Here is a 16,220-nt window from a genome sequence, read left to right as displayed (position 1 = left end):
GAGCGCGCCAGTCTTCGAGTGCCTGTCCTCGAGGGTCAGTGCTTGGAGACGACGGGACCGCCCCAGCGATAGTTGACGCGGACCGTCGCCATGTCGACGTCCTGGCCGACCGCATCGGTCCGGCCCGCGGCTCCGCCGGGAACACCGGAGAAGCCCAGGGTGCGGTTGCCCATGAACAGGTGCTCGTATTCGGCTGCGACCGACCAGTTCTTGGCGAAGCCGACCTCGACACCGGTGCCGACCGCAGCCCCCCAGCGCGTGGCGCTGGACTGGTCGAGAGCCGCGCCCGTTGCCGTGGCGAGACCGTTGTACTTCTCGCTTGCGACCGCGGCGCCGCCCTTTACGTACCAGAGCACGTTGTTCCAGGAATAGCCGACCTGGCCCGTGAACACGCCGATGCCGTTGATCTTGGTCTGGTTGGTCACGGCCGGGGCGAACTGGCTGGTGTTGCTGCCCTTGAGGTTGGCCCAGTTGCCCTGACCTTCGACGCCGAATACCCAGCCGCCAGCCTGCCAGCGATAGCCGATCTGGCCGCCCGCCAGCGCGCCGGTCGCATCGTGGCAACCCTCGGCGTTGGTCGCAGCGACACCTGCGAAGCTGACCTTGTTGGTCCAGCAGGTGCGGGAGGATGCGCCGCCGGCGTTCAGGCCGACATAGAAACCACTCCAATCATAGATCGTTGTGATCATCGCAGGCGCTTTGGTGAAGGTGCGCGCGGGCAGATCGGCAGCGATGGCCGGCGCAATCCCCAGCGCCAGCGAAGTTGTCGCCCCCAGCAACAGCCTTCTCATCGCATTCCCCAAACCAAGTCCGACGCCCGCACGCACGCTCTCACCAACGCCCACCCGCCGGACCTTGATAGCCCCTTCCGCCGTAAAAAGCCGTCACCCAAAGGACACAACGGCTCGGCAAGTACCGGTTCTGGCACACAAAAAAAGGCCGGCGCGAGGCCGGCCTTTCGACATATTCGCTCTTGGCGTGCGATCAGTAGCGCGACATGCCCGGACCACCGAAGTGGTAGGAGATGCCGGCCTTGACGGTATGGACGGTGTCGCTCCACTCCGAGCGGTTGGTCGCGACCGGGGAGTACTGGATCGAGCTCTTGCCGAAATCGAGATAGTTGTACTCGACCTTGGCCGACCAGTTCGGAGCGAACATGTACTCGGCACCGGCGCCGATCGTCCAACCCCAGCGCCAGTCGTTCTGCACGAACACGTTGCCGGGAACGCCATCGTAGCGGTGCTGCAGATCGCCGACCGTGGCACCGCCGCTGACGAAGAGCAGTGCCGGACCCGTGGCCCAGCCGAGCCGGCCCTTGATGTCGCCGAAGCCGCGCAGCTTGGTGAAGTAGGTGTCACCGACGCCGGCGTTGATCACGGCCGAGCGGCCGTCGATGTCCGCCCAGTGATAGTCGCCCTCGAGGCCGAACACGATGTTGTCGACCTGCCAATTGTAGCCGATCACGCCGCCGGCGAAGCCGCCGGTGATGTCGTAACGCTGCGTGCCGGCAAAGATCGCCGTATTCGGCGCACCGAAGAAGGTCTCATCGCTGCGGCCCCAGCCGCCACCGCCCTGCAGACCGAGATAGAAGCCGGCCCAGGTCGGAAGCGGAGCGGGCGCCATCACCGGGGCCTTCGTGTACGGGCGGGCGGCGAGATCGGCGGCTCCCGCCGGCGTCAGCGCCCCCAAAACCATCAAGCTGACAGCTCCAAGAAAAATTCTTTTCATCCCAAGTCTCCCGCTTTGGGCGTCTCCAAAATGGTCCCCGGAGACGCACGTCTGTGAAGTTGGTGCGACCACGCTTGCGGCCCCAATCCGTCCTCAAATATACGCGATTCAACCCTGGATACCGTCTCCCAAAAGCCACAGGCGGGGAGGAAGTGGGGCAATGTAAGCTGATGAAAGTTAATCGCTTTTTCGTGATTGACGGAACTTTTTCGCGGTTCCATATGGGGAACTTTCGGTTCCATTGAGTTCCATGGAACTCGACGCACGGTTGTATACACAGGCGCGCGAACAAAACTGGAACAATTGGGTGCGGCCTGCTATATGTGGATAAGCAGCGAGAATGCAGGTGGCCGGCGTGGCGACCGTATAGGGTCCGGCCCGAGAGGAAGGGCCGGGTCGCGTGGTGCCGAGAGGCTGACAGGCAGGCCGGTCCGATGATCGAGAACCGCGGGAGAGTGGTGATGGCGGGTAGTGTGAACAAGGTGATTCTGGTCGGCAATCTCGGCAAGGACCCCGAGATCCGGCGTACGCAGGATGGGCGGCCGATCGCCAATCTGAGCATTGCGACGTCGGAAACGTGGCGCGACAAGGCGACCGGCGAGCGCAAGGAAAAGACCGAATGGCACCGTGTGGTGATCTTCAATGAAGGTCTCTGCAAGGTCGCCGAGCAGTATCTGAAGAAGGGCGCCAAGGTTTACATCGAGGGCGCGCTGCAGACCCGCAAATGGACCGACCAGAGCGGCGTCGAGAAGTACTCGACCGAGGTCGTCCTGCAGGGCTTCAACTCGACCCTGACGATGCTCGATGGCCGTGGTGGCGGGGGCGGCAGCTTCTCCGATGACATGGGTGGCGGCGATTTCGGCAGCAGCGGTCCGTCGATGGCGCCGCCGCGCCGCGCGGTCGCTTCGGCCGGCGGTGGCGGACGCAACAGCGACATGGACGACGACATTCCGTTCTGAGCCGCCTGCGTCCTCGGTCGATACAAGGTGGCTTCCGTCCGTGTCGGGACGGGAGCCGGGGCGATCACCTCGGGTCTCGCATTGCAGGCGATCGCGCGCGTCTGACGTTTCGTTCGCTTGAGCTGTGCGTAACGTGACCACCGGGGTGTTGCATGAGCTTCGCACCGCTGCTCGCCGCCGAGCCCGCCGTGCTGCTGCACGCTGTCGCCGCGATGACGGCGTTCGCACTGGGGCTGGTCCAGTTCGCAGCCCCGAAAGGGACCTTGCCGCATCGAACGCTCGGCTGGATCTGGGTCGCTCTCATGGCCGCCGTTGCGGCCAGCTCGTTCTGGATTCACACCATCCGGCTGGTCGGTCCCTTCAGCCCGATTCACCTGCTGTCGCTCTATACGCTGGCCGTGCTGCCGGTTGCGGTGTGGGCTGCGCACCGCCATCGGGTGGGGCCCCATCGCCGGGCCATGATCACGCTGTTCTCCGGCGCCCTCGTGATTGCCGGACTGTTCACGCTCATGCCTGGACGGATCATGCACAAGGTGGTCTTCGGCCCATAGCCAAACAGGGTTCCCGGAGCCTGCCATGGGCGGCCGCGGCAATCGGTTAAGTCCCTGGAAAGGCGAGCAGAAAAAGCGCGCTCCGAACCCCCTTGGGGGTGGCTAGCGGCAGCGCCATGCGCTATATGATTCCAAGCGATTTTCGCGTGTCAAAACCGACCGGTATCCCCTTTGTCCGATAAAGAAGATGAGAAGCCCGGCGAGCCGGGCGGACCTTCCGACATTCGTCCCGTTTCCATCCTCGACGAGATGAAACGCTCCTACCTCGATTACGCGATGAGCGTGATCGTGTCGCGAGCGCTGCCCGATGCGCGCGACGGCCTCAAGCCCGTGCACCGGCGCATCCTGTATTCGATGTACGAGCAGGGGCACACGCCCGACAAGAAGTACGTCAAGTCCGCGCGCGTGGTCGGCGACGTCATCGGTAAATACCATCCGCATGGCGATCAGTCGATCTACGACGCCATGGTGCGCATGGCGCAGGACTTCTCGATGCGCGTGCCGCTGATCGACGGCCAGGGCAATTTCGGCTCCGTCGACGGCGATCCCCCCGCGGCCTATCGATACACCGAAGCGAAGCTCGCCAAGTCGGCGATTCCGCTGCTCGACGACATCGACAAGGACACCGTCGACTTCCAGGCCAACTACGACAATTCCGACAAGGAACCGTCGGTTCTTCCGGCCAAATATCCGAACCTGCTGGTCAATGGCGCCGGCGGCATCGCGGTCGGCATGGCCACCAACATCCCGCCGCACAATCTCGGCGAGGTGATCGATGCCTGCATCGCGCTGATCGACAATCCCGCGCTCACGATCGACGACCTCATCAACATCATTCCAGGGCCGGATTTCCCCACCGGCGGCATCATCCTCGGCCGCGCCGGCGTCCGCTCGGCCTATCACCTGGGCCGCGGCTCGATCATGATGCGCGGCAAGGTGACGATCGACACGATCCGCAAGGATCGCGAGGCGATCATCATCTCCGAGATTCCCTACCAGGTGAACAAGGCGACGATGGTCGAGCGCATCGCCGAACTGGTGCGCGAAAAGAAGATCGAAGGCGTCGCCGACCTGCGCGACGAAAGCGACCGCGACGGCTACCGCGTCGTCGTCGAGCTGAAGCGCGACGCCGTGCCGGACGTCGTGCTCAACCAGCTCTACAAGTTCACGCCGCTGCAGACGAGCTTCGCCGCCAACATGCTGGCGCTCGACGGCGGCCGCCCGCAGACGATGACGTTGAAGGACCTGCTGACGATCTTCGTCGCGTTCCGCGAGCGTGTCGTCACGCGCAGGACCAAGTTCCTGCTCAACAAGGCGCGCGACCGCGCTCATATCCTGGTCGGCCTTGCGGTGGCCGTGGCGAATATCGACGAGGTCATCCGGGTCATCAGGACGTCGCCCGATCCTGCGACCGCGCGCGAGGCGTTGATGTCGCGCGACTGGCCGGCGCGCGACGTCGAGGCCATCATCACGCTGATCGACGATCCACGCCACCGTCTTTCCGAGGACGGCACCATCCGGCTGTCGTTCGAGCAGGCCAAGGCGATTCTCGACCTGCGCCTGCAGCGCCTGACCGCGCTCGGTCGCGAGGAGATTTCCGACGAGCTGGACAAGCTCAAGGTCGAGATCAACGACTATCTCGACATCCTGCGCTCGCGGGCGCGGGTGCAGGGAATCATCAAGGACGAGCTCGCCGCTGTTAAGGCCGAGTTCGGCACGCCGCGCCGCACCGTGATCGCCGAGCAGGAAGGCGAGGTCGAGGACGAGGACCTGATCCAGCGCGAGGACATGGTCGTGACCGTGTCGCATGCCGGCTACACCAAGCGCGTGCCGCTGTCGGCGTATCGGGCGCAGCGCCGCGGCGGCAAGGGCCGCTCGGGCATGCAGACCCGCGAGGAGGATTTCGTCAGCCGGCTGTTCGTGGCCTCCACGCACACGCCGGTGCTGTTCTTCTCGTCGCGCGGCCAGGTCTACAAGGAGAAGGTCTGGCGGCTGCCGATCGCGGCGCCCAACGGGCGTGGCAAGGCGCTGATCAACATCCTGCCGCTGGAGCAGGGCGAGCGCATCACCACCATCATGCCGCTGCCGGAGGATGAATCCTCCTGGGCCAATCTCGACGTGATGTTCGCGACCACCGGCGGCAACGTCCGCCGCAACAAGCTGTCGGATTTCGTCGACGTGCGCCGCTCCGGCATCATCGCGATGAAGCTCGACGAGGGCGAAGAGATCGTCAACGTTCAGATCTGCACCGAGCGCGACGACGTCCTGCTCACGGCGTCGGGCGGGCAGTGCATCCGCTTCCCCGTCACCGACGTGCGCGTCTTCACCGGTCGGACCTCGATGGGCGTGCGCGGCATCGCGCTCGCCGGCGGCGACAAGGTGATCTCGCTGTCGATCCTGCGCCATGTCGAGACGACCTCGGACGAGCGTACGGCGTACTTGAAGATGCGCCGGGCGATGTCGGGCGATGCTGCCACCGAGGAGCCGGTCGAGGCCGAGGGCGAGGAGGCGGCCGCTGGCGCGATCCAGCTGTCGCAGGAACGCTATGTCGAGATGTCGGCGCAGGAGCAGGTGGTGCTGACCGTCTCGGTCAACGGCTACGGCAAGCGCACCTCGTCCTACGAGTACCGCACCACCGGCCGCGGCGGCAAAGGCATCGTCGCGATGTCCGTCAACAACCGCAACGGCAAGCTCGTCGCCTCATTCCCGGTCGAGGATGGCGATCAGATCATGCTGGTGACGGACAAGGGGCAGTTGATCCGTTGCCCCGTCGACGGCATCCGCATCGCGGGACGCTCGACGCAGGGCGTCATCGTGTTCGACACCGCCGATGATGAGCACGTCGTTTCGGTGGAGCATATCGGCGAGGAGGCCGAGAACGGCAACGGGAACGCTGACCAGGCGAATGGCGAATAGGGCGTAGCGAATCGCGGACGACGCAGATCTTTCGCTGTTCGCCTCACTGCGTCCGCTCGACCGAGACCATCCTGGCCTCGCGGATGGTTCCCCGGGTTCCGGCGCTGCGCAGGCAGCCCGCCTCGAAGTTGGGCCAGGCCTGCTGCGAGCAGTCGCGGCCGATCGGGCGGATGTCCAGGCGGTCCCCCTTGGCCAGCGGACGCGGCACGCTGGCTTCGACCTGGGGAGCGAAGCCGGGCAGGAGGGTGATGCCGGCAGCCACCAAGCCGGCTGCTGCGACTGCAGATAGCGCTTTGATCATGACGGTCCCCTGTCTGGGCCGTTCGGCCCGTGTTCGTTAACGATTTGATAACCAGGTCGGGTTTCGAGACGTCTTCGCGGGACGGGCGAATTGGTTTCGTCTCGGCGCGAGCGTGTTTCATGTCGGATGTTCCGACGAAACAATCGCGGTAGCCGACCACGGTTCCGGCCCACCGGCGTCGCACCTCGTTCCATCGCAATGCAGTCTCTCGGCCGCTCTTTGCCCATCACAGCCACGCCAGCGCGCCTGACGGCGGCTTGCCGGCCTGTTCCGGGCGGTATAGGACGAGCGCATGCAACGCATTGCGCTCTATCCGGGCTCGTTTGATCCCGTCACCAACGGCCATCTCGATGTGGTCCGGCAGGCCGTCCACCTCTGCGACCGCCTGATCGTCGCGGTCGGCGTGCATCACGGCAAGAAGCCGCTGTTCTCGACCGAGGAGCGGCTGGCGATGGCGCATGAGATCTTCGGCCCCGTGGCAGCCGCGGCGGGCTGCAGCTTCGAGGCTTCGACCTACGACAATCTGACGGTCACGGCCGCGCAGAAGGCCGGTGCGATCATGATGATCCGGGGCCTGCGCGACGGCACCGATTTCGACTACGAGATGCAGTTGGCCGGCATGAACCAGACCATGGCACCGCAGGTCCAGACGGTGTTCGTTCCAGCCTCGGTGGGTGTCCGTCCGATCGCAGCCACGCTGGTTCGCCAGATCGCCGCCATGGGCGGTGAGATCTCGCATTTCGTGCCGCCGTCGGTGGCCGAAAGTCTCAAGGCCAAGTTCAAGTGATCCTTCAGGCACCGGCCGGTTCCGGCGGTGCCTTCCTCTCCACATCGTCTCATGTCATCGGAGTTGCCATGATCCGCGCGCTCGCTTTCGTCTTCGCTCTCGTCTTCGCATTGCCGGCGCTGGCCCAGTCGCTGCCTGCCGGCCTCGACAAGCAGAATGCCCTGGTCATCGACACCACCAAGGGCCGCATCATCATCAAGCTGCGCACCGATCTGGCGCCACAGCATGCCGAGCGGCTGAAGACGCTGGCGCGCGAAGGCTTCTACAACAACGTGCCGTTCCACCGCGTCATGGACGGCTTCATGGCGCAGACCGGTGACGGCCAGAACTTCAATGGCACCGGCGGCTCGAAGTACCCGAACCTGAAGCAGGAGTTTTCGTCAACGCCGTTCAAGCGCGGCACCGTCGGCATGGCGCGCCGGGGCGATAGCGTCGATTCCGCCAACTCGCAGTTCTTCATCTGCTTCGGCGATGCCTCCTTCCTCAACGGCCAATACACCGTGATTGGCGAGGTCGTGCAGGGCATGGACGTCGTCGACAAGCTCAAGAAGGCGCCTCCGGGCTCCTCGGGCGGTGCCGTCACCGATCCGGACAAGATGGTGAAGGTTCAGGTCGCCTCGGACATCAAGTAGAGGCAGAGCAGGGGGACACCCGGGTCTCGCGCCCGGTTCCCTCGGGCCTTAAGGAACCTTTTGCCACGTCGCGGCGGCATGCCGATTCTGCCGGCCCGCCACATCGACAGGGCCGGTGGCTTCAGCTTTAAACGCATTGGGTCTATTCTGGACCAGCATCGCGGGCCTCGTCGTGCTCGGATTGCCGTCAGGAGGGGTGACGGCCGCACATGGGAAGGCGCCGCGACATTTCAGACCCAGGATTTGCTTTGTCCTGACCCCCGTCAATTCTACCAAAACCGAGAGACCAGCATGGCTGTGACCGAAAATACCTTGATCCTCGAGACCACCCAGGGCCCCGTCACCATCGAGATGCGTCCCGATCTCGCGCCCGGCCATGTCGCGCGCATCAAGGAGCTCGTCCGCGAGGGCTTCTACGACGGCATCGTCTTCCACCGCGTCATCGACGGCTTCATGGCGCAGACCGGCTGCCCGCAGGGCACCGGCACCGGCGGCTCCGGCAAGAAGCTGAAGGCCGAGTTCAACGCCGAGCCGCATGTTCGCGGCACCGCCTCGATGGCGCGTGCGGCCAATCCAGATTCAGGCGACAGCCAGTTCTTCATCTGCTTCGACGACGCCCGCTTCCTGGACAAGCAGTACACGGTCTGGGGCAAGGTCACCGAGGGCATGGAGAATGTCGACAAGATCAAGCGCGGCGAGCCGGTGCAGAACCCGGACAAGATCGTGAAGGCCTACATGGCCGCCGACGCGGCGTAACCAACGACCCTCTCCATGAACACGCCTCTCGGCGTGTTCATGGTCGGTGTGCAGTACCGCCCTCGGCTTTTGACCCTCATGGTGAGGAGCGTGCGCAGCACGCGTCTCGAACCATGAGGCCACAGTCGGGCCTCATCCTTCGAGACGCGCTGACGCGCTCCTCAGGATGAGGTTTTCGACGGTCGTTCCAGAACGACGATGCGCACAGACCTCTTCGACTTTCAGTTGCCCCCCGAAAACATCGCGCTGCGGCCGGCGAGCCCGCGCGAATCCGCGCGCATGCTGGTGGTGCAGGGCGATGGCGTGCTGCGCGACCGCACGGTCGCCGACCTGCCGGACTGGCTGGAGCCGGGCGATCAGCTCGTCGTCAACGACACCAAGGTCATCGCCGCTCAGCTCTCAGGACGCCGCATCAGCCGCGAGACCGAGGCGAAGATCGAGGCGACCCTGATCAAGCGGCTCGACGGCTCGCGCTGGCAGGCGCTGGTGCGGCCCGCCAAGAAGCTCGCGCCAGGCGATACGATCCGTTTCGGCAACGAGGGCAAGGTCTGCCTGCTCGGCCATCTCGACGCCACCGTCGAAGCCAAGGGCGAGGAGGGCGAGCTGACGCTGTCCTTTGTGTTTCATGGGCCCGCGCTCGACCAGGCGATCGCCGATCTCGGCCGGCCGCCGCTGCCGCCCTACATCGCCGGCAGGCGGCCCGCAGACGAGCAGGACGCGACCGATTATCAGACCATGTTCGCGGCCAAGGAGGGCGCGGTGGCGGCCCCCACCGCCGGACTGCATTTCACGCCGACGCTGGAACGGCGGCTGCGCGAGCGCGGCGTCGGGCTGCAGCGCGTCACCCTGCATGTCGGCGCCGGCACCTTCCTGCCCGTGAAGGTCGATGACACCGAAGGCCACCGCATGCATGCGGAGTGGGGCAGTCTGACGCCTGAGACCGCCGCTGCACTGAACCAGGCCCGCGCCCAAGGCGGCCGCATCGTCGCGGTCGGAACGACGTCGCTGCGGCTGCTCGAGAGCGCGGCGCAGCCCGACGGCACGATCGCACCATTCGAGGCGGAGACGTCGATCTTCATCACGCCCGGCTATCGCTTTCGCGCGGTCGACATCCTGATGACCAACTTCCATCTGCCGCGCTCGACCCTGTTCATGCTGGTCTCGGCCTTCGCCGGGCTCGAGACGATGCAGGCGGCTTACGCGCATGCGATTCAAAGCGGCTACCGGTTCTATTCCTACGGCGATGCGTGTCTGCTGTTCCGCCAGCCGGACGAGCGGGTCGTCGAGCCGTAGAGCGCAGAAACGTAGGGTGGGCAAAGCGGCGCCGAAGGCGATGCGTGCCCACCGTCTATCACCCGCTTTCGCGGGTGATGACAGTGTTGGTGAGGAGGGTGCGTGGCCGCCTCACGCCATGGCCTGCTCCGGCAAGAGCTCGGCGATCTGCACCGCATTCAGCGCAGCGCCCTTGAGCAGCTGATCGGCCGCGACGAACATCGCGATCGAGTGACCTGACGGATCGGACAGATCCGTCCTGATGCGGCCCACCAGCACGTCGTCCTGGCCGGAGGCGTCGACCGGCATCGGGAAGTAGTTCTTCGCGCGGTCGTCGACCACGCGCACGCCGGGCGCGGTCGCCAGGATGCGGCGGACGTCGTCCTCGGTGATCGGCTTCTCGCATTCGAAGGTGATCGCCTCGCAATGCGCGCGCAGCACCGGCACGCGGACGCAGGTGACGCCGACGGCGATCCCTTCATCCTCGAAGATCTTGCGGGTCTCGTTGATGACCTTGGTCTCTTCGTCGTTGTAGCCGGTGTCGGGATCGATGGCGGTGTTGTGGCTGAACAGGTTGAAGGCGAACGGGTGCGGCATCACCTTGGGCGCATAGACCTGGCCGTTGAGGCTCGCGCGGGTCGACTGCACCAGCTCGTCCATCGCCGCCGCACCGGCGCCGCTGGCGGCCTGGTAGGTCGAGATGATCATGCGCTTGATGCGGTTCTTCTGGTGGATCGGCCACAGCGGCACCAGCGCCGTGATGGCCGCGCAGTTCGGGTTGGCAATGATACCCTTGTGGTCGCGGATGCGGCGGGCGTTGATCTCCGGGATGACCAGCGGAACGTTCGGGTCCATCCGGAAGGCCGAGGAGTTGTCGACCACCACGGCACCGGAGCGGACCGCAATCGGCGCAAACTTCTTGGAGATGCCGCTGCCGGCCGAGAACAGCGCGATGTCGACGCCTTCGAACGAGCGCTCGTTGAGCTCCTCGATCACGATCGTCTGGCCACGGAAGGTGAGGGTCTGCCCGGCCGAGCGGGCGCTTGCCAGCGCCTTGAGCTTGCCGACGCGGACATTACGGCGGTCCAGGGTGGCGATGAACTCGGCGCCGACGGCGCCGGTGACGCCGACGATGGCAATGGTGGGATCGTGAGGCACGTCTTCAAGTCTCCGGTTGGAATCTGGACATAAAAAAAGCCCCGGACCTTCATCAGGCGGGGCTTCGGTTCGAAGATGGTCGCAATCGAGTTCGACTACGCGCGCACGCCTCCCGAGGCCCGCAAGGGCTTGGTGGTTTTCGTCGTGCGTTTGGTCGAGGTCGACATGGCGCCGGACCATAGGGGCGGCCGGAACCGCCGTCAACGGCCGAAAGGCACCAAAACAGCGCCATCGCGGTTGAATCGGGGGCGGTCCTGACGCAATAAGCCGGCCATGAGCTCCTCGGTCAGCGACCTTCCCAACCATTTCGAACTGCTCGGCACAGACGGCGCGGCCCGTACCGGCCGGCTGACGACTCCGCACGGCGTGGTGCGCACCCCGGCCTTCATGCCGGTCGGCACCGCCGGCGCCATGAAGGGCATCCACTGGCGCGACGTCCGCGAGGCCGGCGCCGACATCGTGCTGGGTAACACCTATCACCTGATGCTGCGGCCAACAGCAGAGCGCATCGCCGCCCTTGGCGGCCTGCAGCGCTTCACCGGCTGGGGCGGTCCGATGCTGACCGATTCCGGCGGCTTCCAGGTGATGTCGCTGTCGGGCTTGCGCAAGGTGACCGAGCAGGCGGTGACGTTCCGCTCGCACATCGACGGCGCGAAGATCGAGCTGTCACCGGAGCGCGCCATCGAGGTGCAGCGCCTGCTCAACTCCGACATCGCGATGCAGCTCGACGAATGCGTGCGGCTGCCGGCCGAGCGCGACGATATCGAGCGCGCGATGCGGCTGTCGCTGCGCTGGGCCGAACGCTGCCGCCGCGCCTTCGAGAAGGCGCCGGCAGGCTACATGCTGTTCGGCATCGTGCAGGGCGGCGATGTGCCCGCATTGCGCGTCGCCAGCGCGCAGGCGCTGGTCGAGATCGGATTCCACGGCTATGCGATCGGGGGCCTCGCCGTCGGCGAGCCGCAGGCGGTCATGCTCGAGATGATCGAGGCGACCGCGCCGGCGCTGCCGGCCGACCGTCCGCGCTACCTGATGGGCGTCGGCACGCCTGACGATCTCCTGGAGTCGGTCCGGCGCGGCATCGACATGTTCGACTGCGTGCTGCCGACCCGCAACGGCCGCCACGGCGTCGCCTACACGCGCTTCGGGCCAGTGAACCTGCGCAACGCGCGTCATGCCGACGATGACAGGCCGCTGGATGAGGAGAGCCCGTGGCCGGCGGCGCGCAGCTATGCCCGCGCCTATCTGCATCATCTTATCAAGGCGGGCGAGGCGCTCGGCGCGACGCTGCTGTCGGAAATCAACATTGCCTATTTCCAGCAATTGATGGCCGGGATGCGCGAGGCGATTGCACAGGGGCGGTTCACGGAATTCTACGAGCGCACCAAGGCCGATTGGGCGCGCGGCGACATCGCCTCGCGCGCCGGCTGACGGCCGCTTCAGGTGAAGGCCGTCAGCTTGTTGTGAGCCCGGCCCTGTGCGCCGGCCCTCATGAAATTGTGCTGATCATGCACTGCCGACCGGCTCGATGGCCGACGGTTGCGTTATCCTCGGCCATCGAACGGCCGTGACATCACGTCGCGGAACTCTCTCGCCCTGGGGCCGTTCAGTTGCAGACGAAGCGGCTTTTCACGGAGTGCTTGGTGACGAAGCCATAGCCGCAGGTGTCGCAGGTCCAGAGATAGCTGATCGCATTGTCAGCCAAATATGCCGACGCCTCCGCGGCAATCATGGAGTCGGCGCAGACCGGGCATGTCGGCAGATCGCAGCCGCGGGGATTCGGGCGGGCGGTTGCGGTCGACACGAGATCAGCGAGTGCTGACATATTGACCTCCTGGACGATCTCTTTGTTGGCGATCTCTGCTTGAACGACGTCAATTTCGAAAAGGGTCGATTTCGAACAAGTCGCGTTCGAACGGGTCTATTTCCGACGAGTCCAACTTTCGCGGATATCAAATCCGTCACACAAAGAGTTTTGTCTGGGTGGTCTGTTCTTATATCTATTCTACAACGGCGCTTTCGTTTGGCACGAACGCCCCGATTGTATCACTCCGAAGATGACATCTTGCTGATGTCCGCCCGGGTTGCAGTCGACCTGCACCGTGAATCTTCATCCGGCTGAAATCAAGCATACACCGAGTTTATTGACCTTGTCGCAACACAAATGCGTTGGTTTTTCGCAATTTAGCCACGACTTGTTGTGCGCCGCGATCGTCCTAAGATCGCGCAAACGTGCTTGCGCAGCGCAACAGGCTCGCTGAAGATGGTCAGAAGCGTTGTCGACGTCGCGCGGGGCGCGCAGAGGAGTGATTTCATGGAGTCGTCAGCACAGCGTCCAGGACGCGGGCGCGTATTTGATTCAATTGTCGACGCGTTCGGCAATACGCCGATTGTGCGGTTGCGAAAGCTGCCGGAGCAACATGGAGTCAAGGCGACCATCCTCGCCAAGCTGGAATACTTCAATCCCGCCGCGAGCGTGAAGGATCGGATCGGCGTCGGCATGATCCTGGCGATGGAGCAGGCCGGCGTGATCAAGCCCGACACCGTGCTGATCGAGCCGACCTCGGGCAATACCGGCATCGCGCTGGCCTTCGTCGCGGCGGCGCGTGGCTACAAGCTCAAACTGGTGATGCCGGAGTCGATGTCGGTGGAGCGGCGCAAGATGCTCGCCTTCCTCGGCGCTGAGATCGTGCTGACGCCGGCGTCGCAGGGCATGAAAGGCGCCATCGCCACCGCCGAGGAGCTGTTGCAGACGACGCCGAACTCGGTGATGCCCCAGCAGTTCAAGAACCTCGCAAACCCGGACATCCATCGCCGCACCACGGCCGAGGAGATCTGGAACGACACGGCGGGCAATATCGACGTGTTCGTCGCCGGCGTTGGCACCGGCGGCACAATCACCGGCGTGGGCCAGGTGCTGAAGTCGCGCAAGCCCGGCCTCAAGGTCGTCGCGGTCGAGCCGGAGGAGAGCCCGGTGCTGTCGGGTGGGCAGCACTCGCCGCACAAGATCCAGGGCATCGGCGCCGGCTTCGTGCCGGACACTCTCGACCGCTCGGTGATCGACGAGATCGTCAAGATCAACAGCACCACCGCCATCGAGACCTCGCGCGCGCTGGCCCGCACCGAGGGCATTCCCGGCGGGATCTCCTCGGGCGCGGCGATTGCAGCCGCGATCGAGATCGGCAAGCGGCCGGACAGCGCGGGCAAGATGATCCTGGCGATCGTGCCGTCGTTCTCGGAGCGCTATCTGTCCACCGCACTGTTCGAGGGGATCTGATCATGGCCGACCAGCCGCGGCGTCCGCGCACGCTCGCTGACGCCCGTACCGAGGCCGAGGCCGCGTTCAAGAAGGTGACCACCAAGCCGGTGGAGGCGCCGCCGAAGAAGGCGGCGGTTCCTGGTGTGCGCGAGCAGGTGACGTTGCGGATCGACCAGGACGTTCTCGAGCACTTTCAGTCTCAAGGGCCGGGCTGGCAGGACCGCATCAACGCGGCGCTGCGCAAGGCGGCAGGGCTCTGAGGGGCGGCTGCATTCTAACGAACAAGCCCGGAGCTCGTGCTCCGGGCTTTTTTACGGGGGAAAGACGAAGTCGCTTACCGGCGCAGCGCGCTGCCGAGCACACCGCCCATCATGCCACCGATGAAGGCGGCGCCGGCGGCGTTGCCCGAATTGTCCTGCGGCGGCGGATTGCGATAGACCGGCGCACCCTGAGGCGGCGGGCCGCCGGCAGCCACGTTGCCGGCCGGCTTGGCGCGGCGCGGCCTGGCCTCGTCGCCGACTGCGGCGGTCGCCGGCGCGGGCTGCGGCTCTGCCAGCAGCGCCTTGTGCTGCAGCTTGGTCAGGAATCCAGTCGACGGATAGCCTCGGGCCGCCTGCCAGCGCTTCATGACGCCGCGGGTCTGGTCGTCGAACACGCCGGTCATCCTGGTGTCGAAGCCAAGACCGGTCAGCCGCCGCTGCACGTCGCGGCGCTTGGTCTTGTCGAGGCCGATCTGATCCTCGCTGACCTGAGTGCCTTCCTCGGTGTAGGTGGCGGGATCGACGCCCTTGGCGACGTTGCGAGTGGCGGTGTTGATGGCGCCGCTCTCGATCGCGGCGATGCGCGCCATCGCCAGCGACTTGAACTGCCCGTTCGGGTAGGTCGAGAGATAGGCGTTCAGCTCTTCCGGCTTGTTGGAGTCCTTCACCGAGCGCCAGAATTCGAGCTCGGCTTCGCCTGCGGTCACGGTGGCCGTCGCGACGGCCGGCGTCGTCCCGGCCGTGGCGGCCGTTGCAGCAGGGGCCGCCGCCGGGTTGAGGTAGACGGCGCCGATCAGGTTGGTATGCCCCCAGGGCAATTGGCCCTTGCTGGTCTCCTCATTGACCTGGGCGCGCACGGCGGTCATGGCCTGCTGGATCTCGATGCCGGGCTGGGCGATGTGCGAGATCAGCGCGCGGGTGAACGGGCTGTTGGCGCCGGCCTCGCCGTCGAGGGCGGTCTGGCCCGGGCCGGTGGCGAACGCGATCAGCGTACCCTCGCCGGACTTCATCTCGGCCAGGCCGGTCTGCACCGACACGCTGCGGGTCGGCGAGTTCGACTTGATCTTGGCGGCGAACGGATTGTCGCGGCAGGCATCGAGGAAGACGAGCTTGACCTTGGCGTCGCCCATCGTCTGGTCGAGCGTGACGTCGATGTTGATGGCCGAGCCCAGCTTGACGTCCATCTCCGATTTCAGGTCGGCGTCGACCGGCAGCAGGTAGTTGGTGCCGGCGATCGCAATGCCGTGTCCGGCGTAATAGAACACCGCGATATCGGCGCCCTGCGCCTTGCGACCGAAATCGAGCAGCTTCTCGGTCATCTTGTCGCGGGTGAGATTGGTGCCCTCGACGACGTCGAAGCCGACGTTGCGCAGGGTGGCCGCCATGGCCTTGGCATCGACCGGCGGGTTCGGCAGTTGGGCCACGCTCTTATAGGCGCCGTTTCCAACGACAAAGGCGACCCGGCGGTCGGCCTTGGCGGCTTCAGCGGTCAGCACCACGCAGAGCAGGGACAGGGCGACGGTGAGATAGCGCATCAGGAGATCCCCCAACGATCAAGCGAAGCGTTCACTGCAGCATTTGTCGCGGATCGGCGCCAAAAGTCTTGTTCCCGGTCAAAAAATCACGCTTCCGCCATAAACCAGT

16 protein-coding genes are annotated in these 16,220 nt (G+C 65.3%); 10 read left to right on the top strand and 6 right to left on the bottom strand.

The features are described 5' to 3' along the window. Positions 1 to 35: 35 nt before the first annotated feature. Both ACQR1X_RS10580 and ACQR1X_RS10575 read right to left on the bottom strand, forming a co-directional pair. Complete coding sequence (locus ACQR1X_RS10580) at positions 36 to 791, bottom strand: outer membrane protein (protein WP_316215877.1); 756 nt, start codon at positions 789 to 791, stop codon at positions 36 to 38. A gap of 193 nt (positions 792 to 984) precedes the next feature. Continuing rightward, positions 985 to 1,728, bottom strand: a complete 744-nt coding sequence (locus ACQR1X_RS10575; protein WP_315799855.1) for an outer membrane protein — start codon at positions 1,726 to 1,728, stop codon at positions 985 to 987. Between the two features lie 461 nt (positions 1,729 to 2,189). Between ACQR1X_RS10575 and ACQR1X_RS10570 the strand changes: the two genes are divergently transcribed. The 3 genes from ACQR1X_RS10570 (at position 2,190) to gyrA (ending at position 6,154) form a co-directional block, all read left to right on the top strand. After that, positions 2,190 to 2,687, top strand: a complete 498-nt coding sequence (locus tag ACQR1X_RS10570) for a single-stranded DNA-binding protein (RefSeq protein WP_315711764.1) — start codon at positions 2,190 to 2,192, stop codon at positions 2,685 to 2,687. A gap of 152 nt (positions 2,688 to 2,839) precedes the next feature. Further along, on the top strand, positions 2,840 to 3,238 hold the full coding sequence (locus tag ACQR1X_RS10565) for a DUF2306 domain-containing protein (RefSeq protein ID WP_434872846.1): 399 nt from the start codon (positions 2,840 to 2,842) through the stop codon (positions 3,236 to 3,238). Between the two features lie 171 nt (positions 3,239 to 3,409). Continuing rightward, positions 3,410 to 6,154, top strand: coding sequence for a DNA gyrase subunit A (gyrA, locus tag ACQR1X_RS10560; RefSeq protein WP_315799857.1), 2,745 nt, complete (start codon positions 3,410 to 3,412; stop codon positions 6,152 to 6,154). 43 nt (positions 6,155 to 6,197) lie between these two features. Here the strand turns inward: gyrA and ACQR1X_RS10555 are convergent, their stop codons facing one another. Next, positions 6,198 to 6,455: a hypothetical protein gene (locus ACQR1X_RS10555; RefSeq protein ID WP_434898773.1), complete on the bottom strand. Its 258-nt coding sequence runs from the start codon at positions 6,453 to 6,455 to the stop codon at positions 6,198 to 6,200. A 292-nt stretch (positions 6,456 to 6,747) separates the two neighbouring features. Between ACQR1X_RS10555 and coaD the strand changes: the two genes are divergently transcribed. From coaD to queA, 4 genes are all read left to right on the top strand, one after another. Continuing rightward, positions 6,748 to 7,242, top strand: coding sequence for a pantetheine-phosphate adenylyltransferase (coaD, locus tag ACQR1X_RS10550; RefSeq protein ID WP_316215874.1), 495 nt, complete (start codon positions 6,748 to 6,750; stop codon positions 7,240 to 7,242). Positions 7,243 to 7,310: 68 nt separating this feature from the next. Beyond that, on the top strand, positions 7,311 to 7,874 hold the full coding sequence (locus ACQR1X_RS10545; protein WP_315711771.1) for a peptidylprolyl isomerase: 564 nt from the start codon (positions 7,311 to 7,313) through the stop codon (positions 7,872 to 7,874). Between the two features lie 291 nt (positions 7,875 to 8,165). Further along, complete coding sequence (locus ACQR1X_RS10540) at positions 8,166 to 8,630, top strand: peptidylprolyl isomerase (protein WP_315799860.1); 465 nt, start codon at positions 8,166 to 8,168, stop codon at positions 8,628 to 8,630. 198 nt (positions 8,631 to 8,828) lie between these two features. Beyond that, entirely contained in the window at positions 8,829 to 9,923 is a 1,095-nt protein-coding gene (gene queA, locus ACQR1X_RS10535) for a tRNA preQ1(34) S-adenosylmethionine ribosyltransferase-isomerase QueA (RefSeq protein WP_316178612.1), read from the top strand. A gap of 111 nt (positions 9,924 to 10,034) precedes the next feature. On the opposite strand, the gene ACQR1X_RS10530 is transcribed toward queA, so the two are convergent. Continuing rightward, entirely contained in the window at positions 10,035 to 11,060 is a 1,026-nt protein-coding gene (locus ACQR1X_RS10530; protein WP_315799862.1) for an aspartate-semialdehyde dehydrogenase, read from the bottom strand. Positions 11,061 to 11,333: 273 nt separating this feature from the next. Between ACQR1X_RS10530 and tgt the strand changes: the two genes are divergently transcribed. Next, positions 11,334 to 12,488: a tRNA guanosine(34) transglycosylase Tgt gene (gene tgt, locus ACQR1X_RS10525; protein ID WP_316178614.1), complete on the top strand. Its 1,155-nt coding sequence runs from the start codon at positions 11,334 to 11,336 to the stop codon at positions 12,486 to 12,488. Between the two features lie 175 nt (positions 12,489 to 12,663). On the opposite strand, the gene ACQR1X_RS10520 is transcribed toward tgt, so the two are convergent. Then, entirely contained in the window at positions 12,664 to 12,882 is a 219-nt protein-coding gene (locus ACQR1X_RS10520) for a hypothetical protein (protein WP_315711782.1), read from the bottom strand. Between the two features lie 489 nt (positions 12,883 to 13,371). On the opposite strand from ACQR1X_RS10520, the gene cysK reads away from it, so the two are divergent. Continuing rightward, on the top strand, positions 13,372 to 14,334 hold the full coding sequence (gene cysK / locus ACQR1X_RS10515) for a cysteine synthase A (RefSeq protein ID WP_434898772.1): 963 nt from the start codon (positions 13,372 to 13,374) through the stop codon (positions 14,332 to 14,334). Positions 14,335 to 14,336: 2 nt separating this feature from the next. After that, entirely contained in the window at positions 14,337 to 14,576 is a 240-nt protein-coding gene (locus tag ACQR1X_RS10510; RefSeq protein WP_315799865.1) for a BrnA antitoxin family protein, read from the top strand. 74 nt (positions 14,577 to 14,650) lie between these two features. Here ACQR1X_RS10510 and ACQR1X_RS10505 read toward each other — a convergent pair whose 3' ends face one another. Next, positions 14,651 to 16,111, bottom strand: coding sequence for a caspase family protein (locus tag ACQR1X_RS10505; RefSeq protein ID WP_315799866.1), 1,461 nt, complete (start codon positions 16,109 to 16,111; stop codon positions 14,651 to 14,653). Positions 16,112 to 16,220 lie beyond the last annotated feature (109 nt).

Origin of the sequence: Bradyrhizobium sp. HKCCYLRH3073 (assembly GCF_051167995.1) — a bacterium.
Lineage (GTDB): Bacteria > Pseudomonadota > Alphaproteobacteria > Rhizobiales > Xanthobacteraceae > Bradyrhizobium.
This window is presented reverse-complemented; position numbering and strand designations above follow the sequence as displayed.

Excerpts from the sequence above, each read along its gene's own strand:
- ACQR1X_RS10580 (WP_316215877.1), bottom strand. The coding sequence starts at position 791 with ATGAGAAGGCTGTTGCTGGGGGCGACAACTTCGCTGGCGCTGGGGATT.
- ACQR1X_RS10575 (WP_315799855.1), bottom strand. The coding sequence starts at position 1,728 with ATGAAAAGAATTTTTCTTGGAGCTGTCAGCTTGATGGTTTTGGGGGCG.
- ACQR1X_RS10570 (WP_315711764.1), top strand. The coding sequence starts at position 2,190 with ATGGCGGGTAGTGTGAACAAGGTGATTCTGGTCGGCAATCTCGGCAAG.
- ACQR1X_RS10565 (WP_434872846.1), top strand. The coding sequence starts at position 2,840 with ATGAGCTTCGCACCGCTGCTCGCCGCCGAGCCCGCCGTGCTGCTGCAC.
- ACQR1X_RS10555 (WP_434898773.1), bottom strand. The coding sequence starts at position 6,455 with ATGATCAAAGCGCTATCTGCAGTCGCAGCAGCCGGCTTGGTGGCTGCC.
- coaD (WP_316215874.1), top strand. The coding sequence starts at position 6,748 with ATGCAACGCATTGCGCTCTATCCGGGCTCGTTTGATCCCGTCACCAAC.
- ACQR1X_RS10545 (WP_315711771.1), top strand. The coding sequence starts at position 7,311 with ATGATCCGCGCGCTCGCTTTCGTCTTCGCTCTCGTCTTCGCATTGCCG.
- ACQR1X_RS10540 (WP_315799860.1), top strand. The coding sequence starts at position 8,166 with ATGGCTGTGACCGAAAATACCTTGATCCTCGAGACCACCCAGGGCCCC.
- queA (WP_316178612.1), top strand. The coding sequence starts at position 8,829 with ATGCGCACAGACCTCTTCGACTTTCAGTTGCCCCCCGAAAACATCGCG.
- tgt (WP_316178614.1), top strand. The coding sequence starts at position 11,334 with ATGAGCTCCTCGGTCAGCGACCTTCCCAACCATTTCGAACTGCTCGGC.
- ACQR1X_RS10520 (WP_315711782.1), bottom strand. The coding sequence starts at position 12,882 with ATGTCAGCACTCGCTGATCTCGTGTCGACCGCAACCGCCCGCCCGAAT.
- cysK (WP_434898772.1), top strand. The coding sequence starts at position 13,372 with ATGGAGTCGTCAGCACAGCGTCCAGGACGCGGGCGCGTATTTGATTCA.
- ACQR1X_RS10510 (WP_315799865.1), top strand. The coding sequence starts at position 14,337 with ATGGCCGACCAGCCGCGGCGTCCGCGCACGCTCGCTGACGCCCGTACC.
- ACQR1X_RS10505 (WP_315799866.1), bottom strand. The coding sequence starts at position 16,111 with ATGCGCTATCTCACCGTCGCCCTGTCCCTGCTCTGCGTGGTGCTGACC.